Origin of the sequence: Anaerophaga thermohalophila DSM 12881 (assembly GCF_000191885.1) — a bacterium.
In the GTDB taxonomy this organism is placed as follows: Bacteria; Bacteroidota; Bacteroidia; order Bacteroidales; family Marinilabiliaceae; genus Anaerophaga; species Anaerophaga thermohalophila.
The window spans coordinates 19,234-40,529 of sequence record NZ_AEWI01000046.1 but is presented as its reverse complement, the minus strand read 5'-3'; the positions used below and the strand labels follow the sequence as shown (position 1 = coordinate 40,529).

Genomic DNA, 21,296 nt, shown 5'->3' with positions numbered 1-21,296 from the left:
CAATTTTAAGAATTTTTTGTTTATGGACAGAGTTTACTTTACAGTCTCCCATTTTCAGATAACATTAGAACTTTTTTACCAAAAAAACGCAAATATTATGAGTCTAACACACTAACACACTGACAGTCTAACACACTAACATCTAACATCTAACATCTAACATCTAACATCTAACATCTAATTATCTAACATCTAATTATCTAATCATCTAACCTCCAGCCTCTATCCTGTCCAACCCTTCATTAAGCCAGTGTGCAATTGCTTTGGGCATCCGGTTATAATAACGTTTGGTTTCAAATGCTACAACCCATTTTACACCACTTACTGAATTGCTCAGAAATATTTCATCGGCTTCAAGGAGTTCTTTTGTTGTGGCTCCGATGGTTTCTTTTACCGGAACATCGTTTAAATTAGCAAATTTCAGAATTTGTTTTCGCATAATGCCGTTTATGCATCCGGCAGAGATTGCAGGCGTGAACAATACGTTATCTTTTGTCCAGAAAAGGTTGGAGCTTATGCTTTCTATCCACTTTTTATTCTGGTTCATTATCAGACAATCGTCGTAGTGGTTCTCCTTGTTGTATATGCCTGCAAGGATATAGGGGGTTGATGACAGCGTTTTAAAAGGGGCGGTCAGATTCCATACTTTAGGAAATCCGTCAAACGTGCCTATTTTAAGTCCTTCTTCATTCAATCTAAAGCCTTTATTTTCAAGGGGTGTGGCTTCTATGAGCCAGGCCGGGCTATTTGTTTCGGGTGTATACAGGCCACCGTCGCGTCGGAAAACAGTCAACCGAACCCTGGCATCGTTAAAAATACGATTACGCACAATAAGCTTCTCTATGTGTTCTTTGAGGATTTCGGGAGTAGGTAGTCCTGCAACCGTTATTTTCATAATCGACATTCCCTGTATCAAACGATTGTAATGGTCATCGAAAAAAAGTGGCTCGGTTTTGTGGCATCGAAAGGTTTCAAACAGTCCGTCGCCATATCTGAAAGCTCTGTTCTCTGAGGAAAAGAGAGCTCTTCCGCATTCGTACTGATGACCGTTCAGAACAAGATATTTTTTAGTTCCGGGAGGCATATCTCATTAAAAGTTAAAACTCAGTAACTGGTTGAAAAAATGAATCGCCAGTCTCGGCTCATACAGCAGCGGGAAAACAAGTCCGTACAAGGCGCCGTAATAGTGGGCGTCATGGCCGATGTTGTCAATGTTTTTGCCGGCCATATATTTGGAATAAATAATATACAAAACACCAAAAATAATTCCGGGAATAGGAATAATGCCAAACAATAATATGGGATTATAGGGGTCGAAAAGGATGGATGTAAAAACCACTGCCGAAACAGCTCCCGATGCACCCACCGCATTGTAATGCGGATTGTCCTTTTCTTTTCCGAGGGTAGCCAGCGTGGAGACTACAATGGCACTTAAAAACAGAATCAGATATCGAATGGTGGTTCCCCCGTCGAAAGCGGCTTCGAAATAGTACAAAACCACTCTGCCAAAGGAGTAAAGAACAAACATATTGATCAGCAGATGTATCCAGTTTCCGTGCACAAAACCATAGGAAAGAACGCGGTAATATTCCTTGCGGTGCACAATTTGCCAGGCATTAAACTGAAGTTTGCCCATCACATCGGGACGACTAAAGGCAAAAATACTGATGACAGAAATAACTATGATGATAATAAGATTAATATCCAGTCCTAAGCTCATAAGATATTGATTTTGTTTATATTAGCTGATGTATAAATGTGCTCAACTCCAAACCTCCAAAACTCTGAACCCCGAACTCCGAACTCTGAACCCCGAACTCCGAACCCCTAATGCATAATCTTAAACACCAGTTCCTGAAGCAGCTCTCCATCAGAGGCAGAATTGTTGTTGAAACCTTTCGATCGCATATCGTACTCTCGTAGCAGGGAGATCACCTGACGGCTCTTTTGCCAGTTGAAGCGTCTTGCCGCTGCCTTATAATCTTTTACAAAGAAGGGAGGTATTCCTAATACCGAAGCAATGTTCCGTTCACTCTTGTCCGAAGTTACTATGTAAACCAAAAGTTTTCTGAAAAAATTGAACAACACACCAATGGTAAGAACCATCGGATATTCGTTGGGGTTTTGTCCGAAAATCCGAACAATCTGATTGGCTTTAACCACATCGCCCCTGATGATGGCATTCTGAAGTTCAAAGTTGTTGAAATCCTTGCTGATACCGATGTAATCTTCTACGTGTTTGGGCGTGATGATTTTTACATCTTTCCCCACAGCCACTTTCAGTTTGTCGAGGGCTTTGACGATATTGCCGAGCTTTGTCCCCAGGTGGTCGACCAGCATAACATTGGCTTTCGGTTCGATGCTGAGCCCCAGTCTTTTCAGATATTCGTTAATCCATGGGCCCACCTGGTTGTCGTACAGTTTTTTTGTTTTAAGAATGATAAATTCTTTTTTGTTGAGAGCCTTCCAGGTCTTTGTACGCTGATCGAATTTATCGCGGTAGTTGATGACAAGTATGGTGGTGGGAGCCGGTGCTTCAAGATAGGTGGCAAGTGGATCAAAGTCTTTGATGTTTTGGGCTTCTTTAACGATGACCACCTGGCGGGGAGCCATCATAGGATAGCGCCGTGCTGCATGGACAATGTCCATGGCAGTTACGTCGCGCCCGTATAATATGGTCTGATTAAAAGCCTTCTCTTCTTCTTTTATGGCATGTTTGGCAATGTAATCCGTAATATAATCCGCAAACCAGGGCTCTTCACCCGTCATAAAATACACCTGGGCGAAATTTCCTTGTTTGAGTTGTGAATCTATGTCCTCAAATTTAAGCTCCATAAATTGGTCTTTGAAACGACAAAGTTATAATTAACTGTCAAATTTAAGATGTTTCACCGATTTTCCGTTGTTGATGATCTCCTTGAGTGAGTCGATGCCAATCTGCAAATGTTGTTCAACGAATTCGCGCGTGACTTTCTGGTCACTTTCGGCGGTTTTAATACCGGTTGAGATCATTGGCTGATCAGATACAAGATGGAGCGCACCGGAAGGGATGGAGTTGGCAAAACCCACTGTAAATATGGTCGCCGATTCCATATCGATGGCCATAGCTCTTGTTTTGGCAAGATATTTTTTAAACCGGTCGTCGTATTCCCACACCCTTTTGTTGGTGGTGAACACTGTTCCTGTGTAATAGTCTCTTCCATAATCTCTTATGGTTGTTGAGACTGCACGCTGAAGGCTGAAGGCCGGCAGGGCTGGTATTTCGGGTGGAAGGTAATCGTTGGAAGTACCGTCGCTGCGAATGGCGGCTATGGGAAGTATTAAATCTCCCAGTGTGTTTTTTTTCTTTAGTCCGCCGCACTTGCCCAGAAATAAAACTGCCTTTGGATTTATGGCACTTAGAAGGTCCATGATGGTAGCTGCGTTCGGACTTCCCATCCCAAAATTGATGATGGTGATACCTTCGGCACTGCAGTTGGGCATATTGTGGTTCACACCCAATATGGGCTGGTTGTGCCATTTGGAAAAGAGTTCAACATAATGTTGAAAATTGGTCAAAAGAATGTGTTTGGTAAAATCTTTCAGTGGGCGACCGGTATAACGCGGAAGCCAGTTTTCTACAATTTCCTGTTTGGTCTTCATCTTTTCGGTTTTTTACGAATATAGTTTAATTTTTGTATGCGCAAAGTGTAATGTTCTTAATTTTGCGATATGCAACAGTTGAATTTGCCCGTGTATTCATTCCGGTATAAGGAAGAAAACGGCAAAAAGTTTATTTTTGATGAGGTTCGCAAAAAATTTGTGGCGCTTACACCCGAAGAATGGGTGCGTCAGAACTTTTTACAATTCATGAACTGGCATTTAAAATATCCACAAAATCTGACCGGCGTGGAGAAAACGATCAAAGTTCACGGATTGTCGCAGCGGTGTGATATTGTTTTATACAACCGTTGGGGGGAACCTGCAATGATAGTGGAGTGTAAGGCACCTTCGGTTAAAGTTGATGAATCCACACTATCCCAGGCCGCCCGGTACAATACGGCTCTTAAGGTGCCTTATCTGGTGTTGACCAATGGTTTAAAGCACTATTGTGTTTATATTGATTTAAAGGACGGAAATCATTCCGTGAAAAACCGGTTTCCTGCTTTTGAAGAGCTTCAGTAGTCATCAGACCGAGCGGTGCGATGCCGCAATTTTTTGATACATTAATTCATCTTTATACCCGGTTGGCGTTTTGAGCCATTCTTTTTTCCGGCCTGCAAATTCAAAGCCGAGGCTTTCGAAGAGCCTGATGCTGGCCTCGTTATCTGCCGAAATATCACAAAAAACCTGATGGAGTCCCAGATGGTTGAAGGCATATTCGGTAAACAGGGCCACAGCTTCTTTTGCATGCCCTTTTCCACGCTCGGGTTTATAAATCATCACACCAATGCCGCCACGGTTGTGGTAGGGGTCAAAGTCGAAAAGGTCAATCATACCTATGCTTTCCTGCTTTCCCTTGCCGGGGACATCTATCATTAACCGCAATTGTTTGGTTTGATAAATATCAAGAGAGATTTGATTGATGTAAGTAAGTATCTGATGTCTGCTGAAGGGTGTAAGGGTATTGCTTACCTGCCACAGTTCCATCTGGTTTTCCCACTGGTATAGCAGGTCGGCATCTGCCGGTTCAAGGGCCCTGAGAACTATCTTGTTGTTTTTGATCATGTGCGAATTTTTTCCCGGGCAAAAATAATTCATGCTTACAAGACCTCAAAAGTTGCCGGCAGCGTTCTTCTGAAAAAATCAGGTTTTTTGAGATGTAGCTGTGTTACAGGGCAATCTCATTCCTGACCGGTTCCTTTTTCTTCCGGTTCCAGTGTGACAGGAGGCAAATATATGGCTCTTTCTTTTGATTTGTAGTCGTCTTTCAACCCCAGTTCAAAGGTTTGTGAATAAGGCTTATACCCTTTACATTTGATGGTTAACTCATATTTCTCGTAGGCCGGAATAATGGCCACAAACTTACCGGTGGCAGGATTAACTCTGTATGTTCCAGTTATTTCTTTTGTTGTTTTATTGGTCACAGAGATGGTCGCATTCCCGGCAGGTTGATTTTCACTGTTAAAAACATGCGAGGCGACAACAGCCAGGGATTGTTGGCTGTTTTTGGGGAAATGGATGAGGAATAGGTCCGACTGTCCCAGCGTTTCTTCCTTGCGGGATGAAAAATAAACCCTTTGGCCGTTGGGCGTGGGAACATAGAATACGTCATCGGCCGCCGAGTTAACCGGGTAACCGATGTTTTCGGCTTTTGTCCAGCCATCTTCTGTTTTGGTACTTTTAAAGATGTCGTATCCTCCCATTGAGTTATGTCCTGATGACGAAAAGTAGAGCGTTTTGTTATCGGGATGAATAAACGGGCCTTCTTCGTCCCATTCGGTGTTAATGTTTTTCCCGGCGTTAATTGGTTCCCCCCATGTTCCGTCAGGTAAACGGTTTGCATAATAAATGTCTTTGCCGCCATAGCCACCCGGTCGTTCGCTGGAGAAATAGATGGTATTCTCATCGGGAGCGAAAGAAGCATGTGTTTCATTATACCCTGAGTTGACAGGTGCCGGTAATGGTTGCGGCTCGCTCCATCCGTCAAATGTTTTGCTGGAGATGAAGAGAGAACCGGTCAGTCGGTCATTCTGATAAAATATGAGGCTCCGGCCGTCGGGAGTAAGGCCAACTGTAGCTCTGTTTACCCCTTTGTAGCCGGGGATTTCAAGAAGGGTTGGTTCGGTCCATTTGTTATCTCTCCAATGGCTGACGTAAATATTTTCGAAATAGGGACCTTCACTATCTATACTGTCTACCGGTCTTGTTGAGGTAAAATATATAGTGGATTCATCGTACAGAGTAACGGGACTATGGTCTTCGTATTTGCTGTTAAGGGTTGCACCCAGATGTTCAATTTCAATAGCTATCGGGTTAGCCATTAGTTCTTTCATGTTTTTACAGAACTGAATTTCCCTTTCGATATCGGCTAATAATTCTTCATCTTTTACATGGGGTTTCAGATTGTTGAATACCTCAAGCGAATTATCGGGTTTCTCATTGAGTCTGTAACTACGGGCAAGGTAGTAATGTGCTTCGATGGCCTCTTCGTTGTTCCGTTTGTCCAGAGGATAATGCGAAGCGGCTGTTTTGAGTACTTCGACGGCCTGCGGATAGTTTTCCTGTGCCATTAACGCAAAACCTTTAAGAAGCAAGGCTTCCGGATGTTCTTCCCGGGTAAGGGGATTAAGCATCGAAACGGCGTCATCGTATAATTCCAGATCGATGAGCCTTTCGGCTTCCCGGATTATTTTTCGTGGAGATTGAGCGGTTAGTGACTGCGAAAACGAAACAGTCAATGCAACTATTAATGAAAGAAGTGTAAAAGTTCTCATTGCAAATGGAAATTATTTGTGACCGGTAACGGTTGTTCTTAATTATTACAAAAATGTTAGTCTTAATTTATGAGCCCGGTCTAAAAAGCATCTTTGTTGCCAAACTCGTTGTTGTTTTAAATTTTTGCATCCTCATTAACAATGAGGTAACTCCGGTACAAAAATTTAAAGCGCCTGGATTTTGACAAAAATATGCTTTTTATACTGCGCTCATTTGTTGATTTGTAGTTAGTCATCCGTATAAAATTAGTCTAAGTTATTGGTCTGATGGAACTCGCTTGGTTGAGTTTTATACATGGTCTTTTGTGACAAAACTTTGCCATGCTCGTTTCATTGAACCGTACAAGTTACAAAAAAATAGTTAAAGGATTTGTTATTGAAAGTCGTGGTTTTTTTGAATGGCTCAATTTTGGTGTTGAAGCTGCTGTTTTACTTGATTTTTGTATTTATAACAGGGCTTGATTTCCCGTTTTTTCCGTCGAAATGGAAAAGCCATCCGCTGGATTTGTGCCAGAATAAAATTCTGGTTTTTTTGTTGTTAACTTGTTTGATCAGCTCATCCGGATTGGTTTCGACCTCGGAGAGCAACAGATGAGTCGGTTCGATCTTTTTGTGATTGTTAGTAGTGCTGATAAATTTGTATTTTCCAAGAGTTTGCAGTTCATAAATTGCACTGGTGGTGCAGTACTTCGAATCGATATAAAAGGTAGAGGGCAGACGGGGGTGAATTTGTCTTTTAAAAAAATGCCGGAGTGAAGAAAGAAAGGCCATTGTCCGGATAAAGGTTGTGATGGTCCATTTTTGAAAACAGGTGTGCGATTGTTCAAAATATTTCAGATAAAAGAGTTTCATTGAATCGTAAAAATAGGAGGCATATTTTTTCGATTGTCTGGTTGAATGACCTTTAAAGTGAATGATTTCGATGTCGGGATTGTACCAGAGTTGGCAGCCTGCTTTTGATATCCGGATAGAAATATCAATATCTTCGGCAAAAAGAAAAAAACGTGGATCGAATCCACCGGTTTTTTCCATGGCTTCTCTTGTAACAACCAGGAACGCACCCGAGAGAACATCCACTTTTGCTGTTGCGTCATCAGCAACGTGTCTGGCATAATAGTTAAGTTTTAAATTTTGGGGAGAAATGAGCTTTTGAAGGCCCGAAATTTTGAGAAATGAGGCAAGCGGATACGGGAAATTTCTTTTCGATTCCGGCAAAAAACAGCCTGTGCCATCTGTCATTCTTACCCCCATGGCCCCTGTTCCCGGGTGATCTTTGAAAAATGAAAATATTTTTTTTTCTATATTTAGGGGGACAATAGTATCCGGATTCAGAAACAGTATGTATTCACCTTGTGCAATATTGTATCCTTTGTTACAGGCTCTGCCGAAGCCTTCGTTAAAGTTGTTTCTGATTATTTTTACAAAGGGATAGGTTTGAGCCAGCTGTTCGAGATAAAGATCGTGACCGGTGTTGTCAACAATAATTACTTCCGACTCTTTAAGATTGTTTTGTTCCAACGCCCATAAACATAAAATATTGAGAGGAGTGGCATGGTAAGAAACGATAATGACAGATAATTTGGGCGTCATATATGATGATTTCAAAAGTCTTTGCAGAAAAGTGATTTAATAAAACCACAGAAAGTGCTTTTTTCAGCTTTTTTGTATTGTGAAAGAAACAGTTCTCTTTCGTTTCCGGGAACATCCTGGCTAAGCATCTGATAAATCTCTCCCCATCCCGGAAAACCGCCGATGTTTCTGTCATCAATATATACATCTGCATTTATCTTGCGGCTGACTGTTTCGTCAAATTCTTCTTCAGGAAAATTTTTGTTGACAGCATAAAATTCTATCCCGTGTTTGGCGCAGAATTCGACGGCTTCGTCAAGTTCTTTTCCGGTCCTGAATGTCCAAAGAATTAAGAGATGTCCCTGCTTTTGCAAGGCCTTCAAAGTTTCGAATGCAAACAGCTTTTCTTTCCCGATTTTTGGATACCTGTGCTCTACAATAGTGCCGTCGAAATCAACTGCTATAACCATTTGTTTTATTCTGAATTATCGGTTTCATCGAAATTTTCCGGTTCAATTTCGTTGCTGATATTATGGAGGGTTGGGCGGTTGATCAGATAGGCTAAAAATAATAACGCAAAAACATAAATAAAAGTGTTGTCAGCGGTAAGCATATACCCGATTAATCCCAGAACCGCCAGAGCTTCAAGCGTTACGATTTTAATGAAAAAGCTGCTTTTAAATTGCATCAGCTTTTCGTCGAATGAAAGTTCCTGATTTAGATGTTTTATTTTTTTTGTATGGAAAAAATAACTGGCAGGAATACCGCCCAATGATAATATCAGTATCATAGCTTTGAAGTTTTCTTTTTGGGATATTGTCCACTCAACAACGGGCCCCATCTGCCTTACCACCAGCAGGGCAATTATCATCATTACCAGCATGGCGGCAAGGATGGTCCAAAAAAGAAGCTTGATCTGTCTTAAAATTTTGTTTGTGTTCATCAAAAACGTTTTAAAGTGCATTTTTATCAAAGGGAAGGCGGTCTATCAGTGATCGTCCCAGGGTCACCTCGTCGGCATATTCCAGTTCGTCGCCAATAGCAACCCCACGTGCTATCGTAGTGAATTTTACAGGATAGGATTGAAATTTTCTATAGAGATAGAAGTTGGTTGTATCACCTTCCATTGTAGTACTTAAGGCAAAAATGATTTCTTTGATCTCACCTTTTCTGAGCTTTTCTTCCAGGGGAGCAATGGTAAGGTCGTCAGGGCCCGTTCCGTCCATCGGGGAAATTAATCCCCCCAAAACATGATAAATGCCCTGGTACTGGTGTGTGTTTTCTATGGCCATCACATCCCTTACATTCTCTACTAAACACACCAATGAATGGTCTCGCCTGGGATTAGAGCAAATAGAACAGGTATCGCTATCGGAAAGGTTGTAACAATTCTTACAATATTTTATTTCTTCGCGAAGTGTGGTAATGGCATTGGCAAAGCTATCGACCGACTCTTTGTCCTGTTTCAGAATATGAAGTGCCAGCCTCAGGGCGGTTTTTCTTCCTATACCCGGTAGCCTTGAGAATTCATTAACAGCGTTTTCAAGTATCTTGGAGGGGAATTGTAATTCTGACATCGACTTTGTTTTTACGAGTCAAAGTTAATAAAAAAACGGGGCAGGAGAGAAAGCCGCCCGCTCTGCTTTCCATTGGACAATTTTAGGTTATTACGTTAAAAAAAACCTAAATGCAGAGACGCAAACACGCAAAATTTTTGTTATGAGAGAGTTGTGGTTAATTCGTTGTTCCTCCTCAGAATGACACGCGGCTATCTGTCATTCTGAGCGAAGCGAAGAATCTAACCTCAGCCTCAGCCTCAACCTCAACCTCAGCCTTAATAGGTGTCTGAAAAGATTCTTCGTCGTACCTCCTCAGAATGACACTTAGCTGTTTGTCATTCTGAACGAAGTGAAGAATCTAAACTTATCCTCAACCTCAATCTCTAATTGGTTCACTCGTCCGAATAATTCTCTTTGTTTGCAGAAATTGATAAACTACCATAAATTAAAATCAGTGTAAATCTGTGATATCTGTGGTAAATTCTCAACCTCAACCTCAACCTCAACCTCAACCTCAACCTTAACCTCAACCTCTGCTCTTTTCTCAGATAAAATTGTTTTTTTTGTAGCGCCTTTGTAGAATCGGATTTTTTAGGAATTATATGGAGCCTTTGTTAATACTTTCACTTCTGGGAATTTATTTTGTTATCCTCATCACCATTTCGGTTATTACAGCCCGGAAGGCTGATAATGAGAGCTTTTTTCTGGGTAATCGCCGGTCGCCCTGGGTAGTTGTTGCCATTGGAATGGTGGGCGCTTCCCTGTCCGGCGTGACCTTTGTATCGGTTCCGGGCTATGTGACCTCTGTCGGATTTACTTATATGCAGATGGTTGCCGGCTTTTTTGTCGGTTATATCGTCATTTCGTATGTTTTACTACCATTGTATTACCGCTTACAACTGACATCAATATACACTTATCTGGGTGATCGTTTTGGGGGTAATTCATACCGGTCGGGCGCAATACTTTTCATGGCCAGCAAAATTGCCGGTGCTTCGGCACGTCTCTATTTAATGGCTGTCGTTCTGCAGATTGCCTTGTTTGATCAACTCGGGGTATCGTTTGCTTTAACCGTGGCCGTGATGATCCTTCTGATCTGGTTCTATACTTTCAGAGGGGGCATAAAAACCATAATATGGACAGATGCGTTGCAAACCATTCTTTTTGTAGTGGCGGTAATCGTCACTATATATCATATCGGAAACGAAATGGGAGCCGGGCCTTCAACGCTTTTCAAATATATCAGGGAAAGTGAATTTTTTGATGTGTTCGAGTTCGACGACTGGCGATCTCCTCAACATTTTGTCAAGCAGTTTTTGTCGGGTGTTTTTATTACAATAGTGATGACAGGTCTTGATCAGGACATGATGCAAAAAAACCTGAGCTGTCCGACACTAAAAGAAGCCCGCAAGAATATGCTCTCTTATGGGTTTGCATTCATTCCGGTAAATTTTTTGTTTCTTTCGCTGGGGGTTTTGCTGGTTATTTTTATGAGGTTCAGAGGGATTGAAATGCCGGCCCGCGCCGATGATATTTTTCCTCTTGTTGCTACAGGTGGTTATCTGCCGGTAAGTGTGGGGGTTTTTTTCTTTCTCGGATTGATGGGGGCGGCAATGTCGAGTGCCGACTCTGCTCTGACATCGCTGACTACCTCTTTCACTATTGATATTCTGCATATTAATAATTTTTCTCCATCCGCTGCAAAAAACACAAGAATACTTGTACATTTGGGATTTGCAGTTATTATTGGTGTTGTAATTTTGGTTTTCAGAGCCATCGGGCAGGACAGCATAATTGACGTGATTTACACTCTTGCCGGTTATACTTACGGCCCGCTTTTAGGGCTATATGCTTTTGGTTTGTTTACCCGAAGGACTGTGCGTGACCGGGTTGTACCCTGGATTGCTGTATTGGCGCCTGTTTGTACAGGCATCATAGACTTTAATTCTTTTGAATGGTTTGGATTTCATTTGGGGTATGAAAAGTTGATGCTTAACGGTGCGATGACATTTGTGGGACTATGGGTATTTTCTTCGGGGAATAAATGACAGATTGGCATTGAATTGTGAATTGGTTCTGTTTTTGTTGATTGCGGAATGTGTCTTTTCCCGTAAGAGGTTTCTCTGGGCAGACTCCGGAAAAACCTCACCTGGTTACAGGCAGGCATCCTGTTGCTGACCTTCAATGTCTAATCTCTAACATATATTTTATATGAGAAATTTAAAACTATTTTTTCTGGCAATAATTGCAGTTCCTTTTCTTACCGGTTGCGGATATAACCGGATGGTGGAACTGGAAGAGAATATCGATGCTCAGTGGTCGCAGGTTGAAAATGTTTATCAGCGAAGAGCCGATCTTATTCCTAACCTGGTGAATACGGTGAAAGGCTATGCCGAACACGAACAGGAAACGCTTCAGGCAGTAGTTGAGGCTCGTTCCAAAGCCACGGGTATTAATTTGTCTGCCGATCAGCTCAACGAGCAGACACTTCAGAATTTTCAGAAAGCCCAGGAAGGATTGTCATCTGCTCTGTCAAGACTGATGGTGGTGGTTGAACGTTATCCTGATTTGAAGGCTAATCAGAATTTTCGTGACCTTCAGGCCCAGCTCGAGGGAACGGAAAACAGGATTGCTGTTGAACGAAGAAAATTTAATGAGGCTACAAGAGCTTACAACACGTATATCCGGAAATTTCCCCGAAATATAATGGCAGGGATTTTTAATTTCGAGCCACGACCCTATTTCGAGGCTGAAGAAGGTGCAAGTGAGGTTCCTGAAGTGCAGTTTTAACAATGAGTTTGGTAACATAGACGCTTTTTGGACCGGGCTCAACAAAAAATATCACTATCATGGACATTAATATGATGTTTACAGAAGAACAAAAAGCCGAGATCGTTAATGCCATAAAAGAGGCTGAGTTGAACACATCGGGTGAAATTCGCGTGCACATTGAAAAGAATTGCCCGGAGGATGTGTTGGACCGGGCTGCTTTTATTTTCGAAAAGTTGAAAATGCACAAAACAAAACTGCGAAACGGGGTGCTTTTTTATCTTGCTGTTCAAGACCGGAAATTTGCCATCCTTGGTGATGCCGGGATTAATGCCAAAGTCCCCGAAGGCTTTTGGGACAATATAAAGGAGACCATGCTCAACCATTTTAAAAACGGAGAATTTACCCGTGGCCTTTCGGAAGGCATCAAAATGACCGGTGAACAATTAAAAAAGCATTTTCCCTGGAAAAGCGATGATGTCAATGAATTGTCGGATGAAATCTCTTTTGGGAATAAAATCTAATAATCTGAAAACCATAACATTCTAATATCCAGATTAAGGCTAAGGTTGAGGTTGAGGTTGAGGTTAAGGTTGAGAATTTACCACAGATATCACAGATTTACACAGATTTTTTAATGACCAGTTATCAATTTACAAATTGAACGATGAACGAATTAACCAATAACCAATAACCAGCAACCAGCAGGTTAAGGTTGAGGTTGTGCAAACAGTAACTCAGGCAGGCATCTCCTGAGCCCATAAAGGAAAAACGATAGGCACGCAGCACCCAAACACCCTGACACCCCAAACACCCCTGACAAACTAACAACCCTAACAAACTAACAACCCTAACAATCTAACAACCCTAACAGTCTAACAGTCTAACAGTCTAACAGTCTAACAGTCTAACAATCTAACAATATATGACACGTTTATCCGCTATATTTATTTTTCTGGTTTTGGTCATTTCAGGAACATCAGGACAGGGATTTCCGGAACGACCCGAACCACCACGCCTTGTAAACGATCTGGCAGGAGTTCTTGATCCTGCTGTAGAAAGTACTCTTGAACAGGAACTGGTAAGTTTTGCCAACCAGACAAGCACTCAAATTGCTGTAGTCACCATCAGTGACCCGGGTGGTTATGATGTCGCCGCTTATGCTTTTCAGTTGGCCGAACAATGGGGGATTGGTCAGAGTGACAAAGACAACGGTATCCTGGTACTGGTGCAACCGAAAACGTCTGAGCAGCGAGGTCAGGCATTTATAGCCACGGGCTACGGACTGGAAGGCGTTGTGCCGGATGCTGTGGCAAACAGAATAGTAGACCAGGAAATGATTCCCCGTTTTAAGAATAATGATTATGCCGGAGGTATTGCAGCGGGTGTTTCTGTTTTAATGGAACTTACCCGGGGTGAATATACGGCTGATAAATATATGGAAAGAACAGGTAGCTCCGGAGGACTCTTCGGCGGACTGGGTATAATTGTTATCTTTTTTATCATTCTTTTAACTTCAATTGGGCGACAAAAAGCCAGGCACAGTTCCCTCGGACACGATCTGCCTTTTTGGGTATTGTTGTCTATGCTTGGTTCCGGACATCGAAGCCATTCGGGAAGCTGGGGTAGTTTTTCCTCCGGGACAGGCTCCTTTGGCGGTGGTTCCGGAGGCGGCTTTGGCGGCTTTGGCGGTGGCAGTTTTGGCGGCGGCGGCGCCGGTGGAAGCTGGTAGTGAGCAAACAAAAAGCCCGCCGAAGCGGGCTTAACTTAATCTTAGGTAACCAATTTTATCACCATGCCGAAGCATTGTGCTTATAGTCATGATATTCTTTTACAATTCACTGTCAACAAGAATTCTTCCGCAATATTCGCAAACAATCACTTTTTTGCGCGACTGTATATCTAACTGACGCTGGGGCGGTATCTTATTGAAACAACCCCCGCAGGCATCCCGTTCAACTGTAACCACTGCCAGCCCGTTTCGTGCATTTTTTCTGATTCGTTTAAAAGCTGTCAACAATCGATCGTCGATGTCCTTTTCAATTTCTTTAGCTTTTTTCTTTAGCTTTTCTTCATCTTCTTTTGTGTCGGACACGATATTGTCGAGTTCCTTTTTCTTGCTTTCAAGGTCCGATTTGCGTTCTTCAAGGAAGGCCTGTGAGTTGGCAACCGCCTCCTGTTTGGCTTTCATCTCGATCTCGAACTCACTAATGCGTTTTTTGCACAGCTCTTTTTCGAGGTTCTGATATTCAATCTCTTTGTTGAGAGATTCAAACTCCCTGTTATTACGAACACTTGACTGTTGAGATTCATATTTCTTGATCAGAAGATCGGCTTCCTTAATACCGTTCTTTTTTTCCTGAATGGCATTGTTGAGGTTTTTGATTTCTGCATTAAGATTATGAATCCGGGTTTCCAGTCCTTCAACTTCATCTTCCAGATCCTGTACCTCCAGCGGAAGTTCCCCACGAAGCGTCCGTATTTTGTCAATCTCGGTCATTACTTTCTGGAGGTTATACAGGGCGCGCAATTTCTCTTCCACGCTTATCTCTCCGGTATTTGTCTTTGTATCCATTTTTGCCATGCTGCTAAAAATATTTAATGGGATTGGTTGAAACTTTCGTCAAACGGACTGCAAAATTAGGGAATTTTTTTGTAAGTAACTCAAAAAAAACTTCTTTAGTAAACTGTTCACTTTCATAATGCCCGATATCAGCAATTACAATTTTCTTGTCCGCTTCCTGAAACTGATGGTATTTAAAATCCGAACTCACATAGATATCTGCTCCTTTTCTAATGGCCTCTTTTAAAAGAAAACTGCCGGAACCTCCGCAAACGGCTATTCTTTTTACCGGTTTACCGGTAAGTGCCGTATGTCTGATGCATTCGGTGCGGGTATTTATCTTGATTTTCTTTAAGGCCTCTTCTTCTGTGTGCGGTTCTTTTAAATCTCCAATGGCACCGAAACCAACCTGTGGCCATTGATTTTCAAGTGGGTAAAGATCGTATGCAACTTCTTCGTATGGGTGACTCTCAAAAAGAGCCTTTAGAACTTTGTGCTTAAGATGCGCCGGTAGAATCGTTTCAATACGTACTTCCTTTTCATAATGTATGATGCCTTTGTCCCCGACAAACGGGTTTGTATCTTCTCCGGCCCTGAAAGAGCCTCTGCCTTCCAGATTATAGCTGCAACTATCGTAATTGCCAATAACACCTGCTCCGGCATCAAAAATCGATGCGCGTACTTTTTCGGCATAGTCTGCCGGGACAAAGGTAACCAACTTTATCAGTAATCCCGGGCGGGGAGATAATACTTCAACGTTGGAAAGCCCGATTTTTTTGGCCAGAATTCCGCTTACTCCCTGTTGTACACTGTCTATGCTTGTGTGTGCCGAATAGATGGCAATGTTTTTTCGCACCGCTTCCATAAATATTCGTTCGGGGTGCGTTTTGCCGGTAAAAGTCTTAATTCCTTTCAGGGTGACAGGGTGGTGGGCAATGATGAGGTTATCGCCATGGGCAACCGCATCTTCTATAACCTCTTCGGTGACATCGAGCGTGATGAGTACACCGTTTATTTCCATTTCGGGGTCTCCGGTCTGAAGACCGGAATTGTCATAATCTTCCTGAAAAGCAGGGGGAGCAAATTGTTCTATCCCGGAAATGATGTGTTTCAGCAATACCATAAATGTCCGCAGACTAAATATTTTCTTTGATTTCTACCAGCAATTGTCTGATATCCTGAAGTCTTTTTACCACTTCAAAATTATTCTCGGTGCCTTCCTTGTTTTCTTTCAACTTTTTTTGAGCACCTTTCAGCGTCATTCCCCTCTCTTTTACCAGATGATAGATCAGGTGTAAATTATCAATGTCTTTTTGGGTGAACAAGCGGTTACCCTTTTTGTTTTTGTGTGGTTTAATGATGTCAAATTCTTTTTCCCAAAAGCGAATAAGCGAAGTGTTAACATCAAAAATTTTTGCCACTTCCCCAATCGAATAGTACAACTTTTCTATTTTAGGCTCTTTGTAAGGCATTATCGCTGAATTTGAGGTATACCGAAAAACAAGAATTGCTGCCTGAAAAATTACGGGCAGCAATTGCAATTATAATTCATTTTTTTGTGGACTGCAAGTTTATTGATGAACTAATTTAGCCAGGTTAAAATATTAAGGATTAGTCAAAAGTCTGATTGCTGTTGCTGGCAATATGAATCATCTTTTCATATTGGTCGGGCGTCAGATCATGGAAATAATAATGAGCAGGATTCACCGGTCTGCCTTTTACACGTACTTCGTAATGAAGATGGGGTGCGGTTGATTTACCTGTATTTCCGACATATCCGATAACATCGCCACGTTTGACTTTTTGTCCGCGTTTAACATTAAATTCGTGCATGTGGGCATAAACGGTTGAATAACCAAATCCGTGATCAATCTCTATGTGGTTTCCATAACCGCCGTGCGATCGGACAACTCTTTTAACAACGCCATCGCCGGTAGAATAAATTTCAGTCCCGGTAGGGGCAGAGAAGTCCATCCCTTCATGAAATTTCTTTACTTTGTATATGGGGTCTATCCTCCAGCCAAATCCAGAGGCGGTTCGTCGCAGGTCTTTGTTGGAAACGGGTTGAATGGCAGGCGTACAACGTAACATTTCTTCTTTTCGCAGCGTAAGGTCTATTATTTCGTCGAATGATTTGCTCTGAACGTAGAGCTGTTTCATAATAACATCCAGTTTTTCCGAGGTATTGATAACCAGGTCTGCATTGTCAAGATTTTCGAGATGTTTATACCTGTTTATACCACCAAATCCTGCACGTCTTACGGAGTTGGGGATAGAATCGGTCTGGTATATTACCCGGTAGATGTTTTCGTCACGTTGTTGTATGTCGTCAAGTACAGTCTGGATTTGTTGAAGTTTTCTGTCCATTATTTCATATTGCGACTGGAGGCGGGAATTTTCTCTTTCCAGTCTTTTTTCTTGTGGACTGTCGAAAACATAAGAATAACCAAGGAAGTAAAAAACACCGATTACGGCAGCAGATAAGGTGAAGGTGAAGAATCTTCGGAGCTTGTACCGGAAGCCGCGTTCTATTGGTTCGTACGTTAACGTTTCCGGATTATATTTATACTTTACTTTTGACATACGGTAATATTTTGTTGTCCAAAAATAGAAAAAAAAGTTTTCAATACCTATTTGTTAGATGTTTAATCTATTTTTGTGGCGTGGTATTACATTGGTTTGTTGTAATTCCGCTTTTATCAGGTTTGAATCATTGCTCCTTCTGAGCAATTATATACATTTGTTTTTTAGGAAATTATGGCCCATGAAAAAATCTAAAACGGCAATTATAGACGTATATTTTACGAACAAAGACTAAAAAGGTTTAATTTTTTTGGTAAAAAGTTATTATTTCCGAATATTTTATTAATTGACAGTTTATGAGAGCAACGGAGGTACGAAGGAGATTTTTTGATTTTTTCAGATCCAAGCAGCACATAATTGTAGCATCTGCTCCTATGGTTGTGAAGAATGATCCGACTCTTATGTTTACAAATGCCGGGATGAACCAGTTTAAGGACATCTTTCTGGGGAACCGTAAACCTGAGCATCCAAGGGTTGCAAATGCGCAAAAATGTTTGCGGGTTTCGGGTAAACATAATGATTTAGAGGAGGTGGGACATGATACATACCACCATACCATGTTTGAAATGTTGGGAAACTGGTCTTTTGGCGATTACTTTAAAGAAGAAGCCATTGACTGGGCATGGGAATTTTTGACCAAAGAACTGGGAATTGATAAAAACAGACTGTATGCAACCGTTTTTGAAGGTGATGAAAATGATAATGTAAAGCGTGATGAAGAAGCAGCACTGGCCTGGCAAAAATATTTGCCGGAAAAGCATATCATCGACGGAAACAAGAAGGATAATTTCTGGGAAATGGGAGATACCGGACCATGTGGCCCCTGTTCGGAAATTCACATAGACCTTCGTGACATTCATCAGAGAAAGAGCAAACCGGGTTATGAACTGGTCAATAAAGACCATCCGGAAGTCATTGAGATATGGAACCTGGTATTTATTCAGTATAACCGGCGGGCCAGCGGTGAATTGGTAGCTCTGCCTCAAAAACATGTGGATACCGGCATGGGGTTCGAACGGTTGTGCCGTGTCCTTCAGGGGAAGAGTTCAAACTATGATACCGATATTTTTCAACCGATAATACGGCAGATTGCCGCGTTTACCGGTATCGAATACGGGGCTTCGGAGGAGACGGATATTGCCATGCGCGTGATTGCCGACCATTTGCGTACCATTGCCTTTTCAATTACCGATGGTCAGTTGCCTTCGAACAACAAAGCCGGCTATGTTATCCGGCGAATTTTGAGACGCGCCGTGAGGTATGGATATACTTTTCTGAACGTGCGTCGTCCTTTTATGAGCGGACTTATTCCTGCATTAATTGAGGTGATGGGAGATGCTTATCCCGAATTAAAAGCCCAACACGAACTCATCGATAAGGTCATTTACGAGGAAGAAGAATCTTTTTTGAAAACCCTCGAAACAGGCATTACACTTCTCGATAACATTATTGAGCGTACCTTAAGTGATAACTACAAAGTGGTGAGCGGCAAAGTCGCCTTTGAGCTTTATGATACCTACGGTTTCCCACTTGACCTTACCGAACTGATTCTCTCAGAAAAGGGCCTTGTTGTCAATCGTCAGGAGTTTGACAAGGAAATGGAAGCTCAGAAAGCCCGTGCCCGCAATGCCGCTTCGGTAGAGACGGGCGATTGGGTGGTTCTGAAAGACGACAATGAGGAGGAGTTCGTGGGATACGATTTTCAGGAAACTGAAGTTTATATTACCCGTTATCGAAAAGTAAAAGTAAAGAATAAAGATCAATATCAGCTTGTGTTTAACATTACGCCATTTTATGCCGAAAGTGGCGGACAGGTTGGTGATTCCGGATTTATTCAGAACAGTAATGAAAAAATTGCCATTCTTGACACAAAGAAGGAAAACGATCTCATCGTTCATATTAGCAATGAACTTCCTTCCGCCATTGAAGATACTTTTCGGGCGGTTGTGAACATGGACAGACGGCGATCAACAGCCCGTAATCATACTGCCACCCACCTCTTGCACAAGGCTTTAAGAAAAGTGCTGGGTAATCATGTTGAGCAGAAAGGTTCATTGGTACACCCCGATTATCTGAGATTTGATTTTTCTCATTTTCAAAAGGTTTCTCCGGAAGATATCCGTCAAATTGAAAAATTGGTCAATGCTGATATTCGGGCAAATATAAACAGGGAAGAGCACCGTGAAGTTCCCATTGATAAGGCCCGGGAGATGGGTGCTATTGCCCTGTTTGGCGAGAAATACGGCGATGTGGTTCGTACCATAGGCTTTGGTGAGTGTGTGGAACTTTGCGGTGGAACCCATGTGGATGCTACCGGCGAAATAGGGTTTTTCAGAATTATTGGCGAATCGTCCGTTTCAGCTGGTATTCGCAGGATTGAAGCGGTATCAGGTATTAAAGCTGAAGAACTGGCCTATGAACACAACGATTTGATCGGTGAGATTGCCGCAATGGTAAAAAGTAAAGGGCAGCTTCGTAAAAACATCGAAAACCTGATCAATCAGAATTCCAGTCTGTCGAAGCAGCTGGAAAACATGATGCAAAATTTCCTGAAGATTGAAAAACAGGGGATCATTGATGGTGCCCGTGATTTGAATGGTGTCAAAGTGATCACCCAAATTGTGAGACCCGAGCTTGGTAGCAATCTTAAAGACCTGGCCTTTCAATTGAAGAATGAAATCAGTGGAAATATGATTGCTGTTTTGGGGGCAGAAGTAAAGGGGAAACCTCAGCTTGTAATCATTATTTCGGATGAATTGGTTGATGCCGGCAAATTAAATGCCGTAGATTTGGTAAGGGATATTTCCGGTGAGATAAACGGGGGAGGAGGCGGACAGCCATTCTTTGCCAGTGCCGGAGGGAAAAATGCGCAGGGGCTCTCATCCGCTGTTGAAAAGGCAGGACACCTGATTGAAGAAGAACTTAACAGGAGAGGATAACTTCCCTGAAGAATAAATTTTGTTGCGATGAAGTTACCCGGAACATTTTATGCCGCGCTCATTATTAAATTTAATGACATGTGGTACAGGTTGATCATATCCCGTATTTTATCTACCTTCCGGTAAAAATTAAATTATGAAAGAAGATAAACTTGTCACCGTTGCTACTTTTAGTTATGCTCCCGAAATGGGACTGGTACGCAGCAAGCTCGAGTCGGAAGGGATAGAATGCTTTGTGAAAGATGAGCTTGCATCGCAAACATATATTTATAATGCCATAGGGGGTATTAAACTTCAGGTCAGGGAAAGTGATGCCGAACGTGCCGCAAAAATAGTGAATGAAATGGGCGTTTTTCAGGAACCTGCGACTAAGGAGTCCCGCCTTAATGCCTTCGACAGGATATCCCGACGGGTTCCATTACTCGGAAGTCTTAATCTGGCCGTTCGTTTTTTTGCATTTCTCATTCTTATTGCTGTGGTTCTTGTCCTGATTTATATACTGGCGGTGTTATAATCCGGTCGATGCTGTAATATATAGAACAGAGACATTAAAATCGCGGGAAATTATCGTCAGTACTGACGTGATACTCTCGTCAACATTAGCGTGACACTCTCGCCAATGTGGGCGTGACACTCTCGCCAATGTTGGAAAGATTTGTTTGGTTCTGGCTATGACAGATTAGGTTTTTAGAAGTGGACTCATTGAATTCAAAACCCATAAATTTACAGGATGGCTTTCTCGTCGTTTTCGTCTGATAATTAATCGTTTACACAGTTAATAGTATAAACCAAAACTCACTCATAATAAAAATTTTGTGTCATTGCGTCTCTGCGTTTTAGGCTTTTTTAAACGGGCTATTGAATAATGCCTTAATCTTTTTATGCCGGATTCATTTAC

21 protein-coding genes are annotated in these 21,296 nt (G+C 42.0%); 7 read left to right on the top strand and 14 right to left on the bottom strand.

The annotated features are described in order from the left end of the window. Positions 1 to 208: 208 nt before the first annotated feature. From ATH1_RS0112950 to ATH1_RS0112935, 4 genes are all read right to left on the bottom strand, one after another. Complete coding sequence (locus ATH1_RS0112950) at positions 209 to 1,084, bottom strand: aminotransferase class IV (RefSeq protein WP_010422527.1); 876 nt, start codon at positions 1,082 to 1,084, stop codon at positions 209 to 211. Positions 1,085 to 1,090: 6 nt separating this feature from the next. Beyond that, positions 1,091 to 1,720 (bottom strand): rhomboid family intramembrane serine protease, encoded by a 630-nt coding sequence (locus tag ATH1_RS0112945; RefSeq protein WP_010422526.1) that lies wholly within the window; start codon positions 1,718 to 1,720, stop codon positions 1,091 to 1,093. Between the two features lie 107 nt (positions 1,721 to 1,827). Beyond that, the gene (gene holA, locus ATH1_RS0112940; RefSeq protein ID WP_010422525.1) at positions 1,828 to 2,835 is read right to left on the bottom strand and encodes a DNA polymerase III subunit delta; all 1,008 of its coding nucleotides are present in this window, start codon (positions 2,833 to 2,835) and stop codon (positions 1,828 to 1,830) included. 30 nt (positions 2,836 to 2,865) lie between these two features. Next, on the bottom strand, positions 2,866 to 3,642 hold the full coding sequence (locus tag ATH1_RS0112935; protein WP_010422524.1) for an AMP nucleosidase: 777 nt from the start codon (positions 3,640 to 3,642) through the stop codon (positions 2,866 to 2,868). A 69-nt stretch (positions 3,643 to 3,711) separates the two neighbouring features. Here ATH1_RS0112935 and ATH1_RS0112930 point away from each other — a divergent pair, with 69 nt between their 5' ends. After that, complete coding sequence (locus ATH1_RS0112930; protein WP_010422523.1) at positions 3,712 to 4,164, top strand: type I restriction enzyme HsdR N-terminal domain-containing protein; 453 nt, start codon at positions 3,712 to 3,714, stop codon at positions 4,162 to 4,164. 3 nt (positions 4,165 to 4,167) lie between these two features. Here the strand turns inward: ATH1_RS0112930 and ATH1_RS0112925 are convergent, their stop codons facing one another. The 6 genes from ATH1_RS0112925 to recR all read right to left on the bottom strand — a co-directional run bounded on the left by ATH1_RS0112925 (position 4,168) and on the right by recR (position 9,562). Then, positions 4,168 to 4,707, bottom strand: a complete 540-nt coding sequence (locus tag ATH1_RS0112925) for a GNAT family N-acetyltransferase (RefSeq protein ID WP_010422522.1) — start codon at positions 4,705 to 4,707, stop codon at positions 4,168 to 4,170. 116 nt (positions 4,708 to 4,823) lie between these two features. Beyond that, positions 4,824 to 6,416: a PD40 domain-containing protein gene (locus ATH1_RS0112920; protein WP_010422521.1), complete on the bottom strand. Its 1,593-nt coding sequence runs from the start codon at positions 6,414 to 6,416 to the stop codon at positions 4,824 to 4,826. 429 nt (positions 6,417 to 6,845) lie between these two features. Continuing rightward, the gene (locus tag ATH1_RS0112910; protein WP_010422519.1) at positions 6,846 to 8,006 is read right to left on the bottom strand and encodes a glycosyltransferase family 2 protein; all 1,161 of its coding nucleotides are present in this window, start codon (positions 8,004 to 8,006) and stop codon (positions 6,846 to 6,848) included. An 11-nt stretch (positions 8,007 to 8,017) separates the two neighbouring features. Beyond that, the gene (locus ATH1_RS0112905; protein WP_010422518.1) at positions 8,018 to 8,455 is read right to left on the bottom strand and encodes a BT0820 family HAD-type phosphatase; all 438 of its coding nucleotides are present in this window, start codon (positions 8,453 to 8,455) and stop codon (positions 8,018 to 8,020) included. 5 nt (positions 8,456 to 8,460) lie between these two features. Further along, entirely contained in the window at positions 8,461 to 8,928 is a 468-nt protein-coding gene (locus tag ATH1_RS0112900; RefSeq protein WP_044115274.1) for a hypothetical protein, read from the bottom strand. A 10-nt stretch (positions 8,929 to 8,938) separates the two neighbouring features. Continuing rightward, positions 8,939 to 9,562: a recombination mediator RecR gene (recR, locus tag ATH1_RS0112895; protein WP_010422516.1), complete on the bottom strand. Its 624-nt coding sequence runs from the start codon at positions 9,560 to 9,562 to the stop codon at positions 8,939 to 8,941. A gap of 584 nt (positions 9,563 to 10,146) precedes the next feature. Between recR and ATH1_RS0112890 the strand changes: the two genes are divergently transcribed. The 4 genes from ATH1_RS0112890 (at position 10,147) to ATH1_RS0112875 (ending at position 14,045) form a co-directional block, all read left to right on the top strand. Then, positions 10,147 to 11,592 (top strand): sodium:solute symporter, encoded by a 1,446-nt coding sequence (locus ATH1_RS0112890; RefSeq protein ID WP_010422515.1) that lies wholly within the window; start codon positions 10,147 to 10,149, stop codon positions 11,590 to 11,592. Between the two features lie 163 nt (positions 11,593 to 11,755). Further along, positions 11,756 to 12,334, top strand: coding sequence for a LemA family protein (locus ATH1_RS0112885; RefSeq protein WP_010422514.1), 579 nt, complete (start codon positions 11,756 to 11,758; stop codon positions 12,332 to 12,334). Between the two features lie 59 nt (positions 12,335 to 12,393). Then, positions 12,394 to 12,837, top strand: coding sequence for a TPM domain-containing protein (locus tag ATH1_RS0112880; RefSeq protein WP_010422513.1), 444 nt, complete (start codon positions 12,394 to 12,396; stop codon positions 12,835 to 12,837). Positions 12,838 to 13,238: 401 nt separating this feature from the next. Next, on the top strand, positions 13,239 to 14,045 hold the full coding sequence (locus ATH1_RS0112875) for a TPM domain-containing protein (protein WP_010422512.1): 807 nt from the start codon (positions 13,239 to 13,241) through the stop codon (positions 14,043 to 14,045). Between the two features lie 99 nt (positions 14,046 to 14,144). Here ATH1_RS0112875 and ATH1_RS0112870 read toward each other — a convergent pair whose 3' ends face one another. From ATH1_RS0112870 to ATH1_RS0112855, 4 genes are all read right to left on the bottom strand, one after another. Next, on the bottom strand, positions 14,145 to 14,888 hold the full coding sequence (locus tag ATH1_RS0112870; protein WP_245531794.1) for a zinc ribbon domain-containing protein: 744 nt from the start codon (positions 14,886 to 14,888) through the stop codon (positions 14,145 to 14,147). A gap of 13 nt (positions 14,889 to 14,901) precedes the next feature. After that, the gene (locus ATH1_RS0112865; RefSeq protein ID WP_010422510.1) at positions 14,902 to 15,999 is read right to left on the bottom strand and encodes a Nif3-like dinuclear metal center hexameric protein; all 1,098 of its coding nucleotides are present in this window, start codon (positions 15,997 to 15,999) and stop codon (positions 14,902 to 14,904) included. A gap of 13 nt (positions 16,000 to 16,012) precedes the next feature. After that, entirely contained in the window at positions 16,013 to 16,348 is a 336-nt protein-coding gene (locus tag ATH1_RS0112860) for a MerR family transcriptional regulator (protein ID WP_029164116.1), read from the bottom strand. A 139-nt stretch (positions 16,349 to 16,487) separates the two neighbouring features. After that, a complete protein-coding gene (locus ATH1_RS0112855; RefSeq protein WP_010422508.1) occupies positions 16,488 to 17,459 on the bottom strand; it encodes a M23 family metallopeptidase in 972 nt (323 codons plus the stop codon). A gap of 296 nt (positions 17,460 to 17,755) precedes the next feature. Here ATH1_RS0112855 and alaS point away from each other — a divergent pair, with 296 nt between their 5' ends. Continuing rightward, positions 17,756 to 20,398 carry an alanine--tRNA ligase gene (alaS, locus tag ATH1_RS0112850; protein WP_010422507.1) on the top strand — a complete coding sequence of 881 codons (2,643 nt, stop codon included), beginning with the start codon at positions 17,756 to 17,758 and terminating at the stop codon, positions 20,396 to 20,398. Positions 20,399 to 20,534: 136 nt separating this feature from the next. Further along, on the top strand, positions 20,535 to 20,912 hold the full coding sequence (locus ATH1_RS0112845; protein ID WP_010422506.1) for a putative signal transducing protein: 378 nt from the start codon (positions 20,535 to 20,537) through the stop codon (positions 20,910 to 20,912). Positions 20,913 to 21,296: the final 384 nt, after the last annotated feature.

Bases quoted from the DNA above. Each gene is read 5' to 3' on its own strand.
- ATH1_RS0112950 (WP_010422527.1), bottom strand. From the start codon at position 1,084: ATGCCTCCCGGAACTAAAAAATATCTTGTTCTGAACGGTCATCAGTAC.
- ATH1_RS0112945 (WP_010422526.1), bottom strand. From the start codon at position 1,720: ATGAGCTTAGGACTGGATATTAATCTTATTATCATCATAGTTATTTCT.
- holA (WP_010422525.1), bottom strand. From the start codon at position 2,835: ATGGAGCTTAAATTTGAGGACATAGATTCACAACTCAAACAAGGAAAT.
- ATH1_RS0112935 (WP_010422524.1), bottom strand. From the start codon at position 3,642: ATGAAGACCAAACAGGAAATTGTAGAAAACTGGCTTCCGCGTTATACC.
- ATH1_RS0112930 (WP_010422523.1), top strand. From the start codon at position 3,712: ATGCAACAGTTGAATTTGCCCGTGTATTCATTCCGGTATAAGGAAGAA.
- ATH1_RS0112925 (WP_010422522.1), bottom strand. From the start codon at position 4,707: ATGATCAAAAACAACAAGATAGTTCTCAGGGCCCTTGAACCGGCAGAT.
- ATH1_RS0112920 (WP_010422521.1), bottom strand. From the start codon at position 6,416: ATGAGAACTTTTACACTTCTTTCATTAATAGTTGCATTGACTGTTTCG.
- ATH1_RS0112910 (WP_010422519.1), bottom strand. From the start codon at position 8,006: ATGACGCCCAAATTATCTGTCATTATCGTTTCTTACCATGCCACTCCT.
- ATH1_RS0112905 (WP_010422518.1), bottom strand. From the start codon at position 8,455: ATGGTTATAGCAGTTGATTTCGACGGCACTATTGTAGAGCACAGGTAT.
- ATH1_RS0112900 (WP_044115274.1), bottom strand. From the start codon at position 8,928: ATGAACACAAACAAAATTTTAAGACAGATCAAGCTTCTTTTTTGGACC.
- recR (WP_010422516.1), bottom strand. From the start codon at position 9,562: ATGTCAGAATTACAATTCCCCTCCAAGATACTTGAAAACGCTGTTAAT.
- ATH1_RS0112890 (WP_010422515.1), top strand. From the start codon at position 10,147: ATGGAGCCTTTGTTAATACTTTCACTTCTGGGAATTTATTTTGTTATC.
- ATH1_RS0112885 (WP_010422514.1), top strand. From the start codon at position 11,756: ATGAGAAATTTAAAACTATTTTTTCTGGCAATAATTGCAGTTCCTTTT.
- ATH1_RS0112880 (WP_010422513.1), top strand. From the start codon at position 12,394: ATGGACATTAATATGATGTTTACAGAAGAACAAAAAGCCGAGATCGTT.
- ATH1_RS0112875 (WP_010422512.1), top strand. From the start codon at position 13,239: ATGACACGTTTATCCGCTATATTTATTTTTCTGGTTTTGGTCATTTCA.
- ATH1_RS0112870 (WP_245531794.1), bottom strand. From the start codon at position 14,888: ATGGATACAAAGACAAATACCGGAGAGATAAGCGTGGAAGAGAAATTG.
- ATH1_RS0112865 (WP_010422510.1), bottom strand. From the start codon at position 15,999: ATGGTATTGCTGAAACACATCATTTCCGGGATAGAACAATTTGCTCCC.
- ATH1_RS0112860 (WP_029164116.1), bottom strand. From the start codon at position 16,348: ATGCCTTACAAAGAGCCTAAAATAGAAAAGTTGTACTATTCGATTGGG.
- ATH1_RS0112855 (WP_010422508.1), bottom strand. From the start codon at position 17,459: ATGTCAAAAGTAAAGTATAAATATAATCCGGAAACGTTAACGTACGAA.
- alaS (WP_010422507.1), top strand. From the start codon at position 17,756: ATGAGAGCAACGGAGGTACGAAGGAGATTTTTTGATTTTTTCAGATCC.
- ATH1_RS0112845 (WP_010422506.1), top strand. From the start codon at position 20,535: ATGAAAGAAGATAAACTTGTCACCGTTGCTACTTTTAGTTATGCTCCC.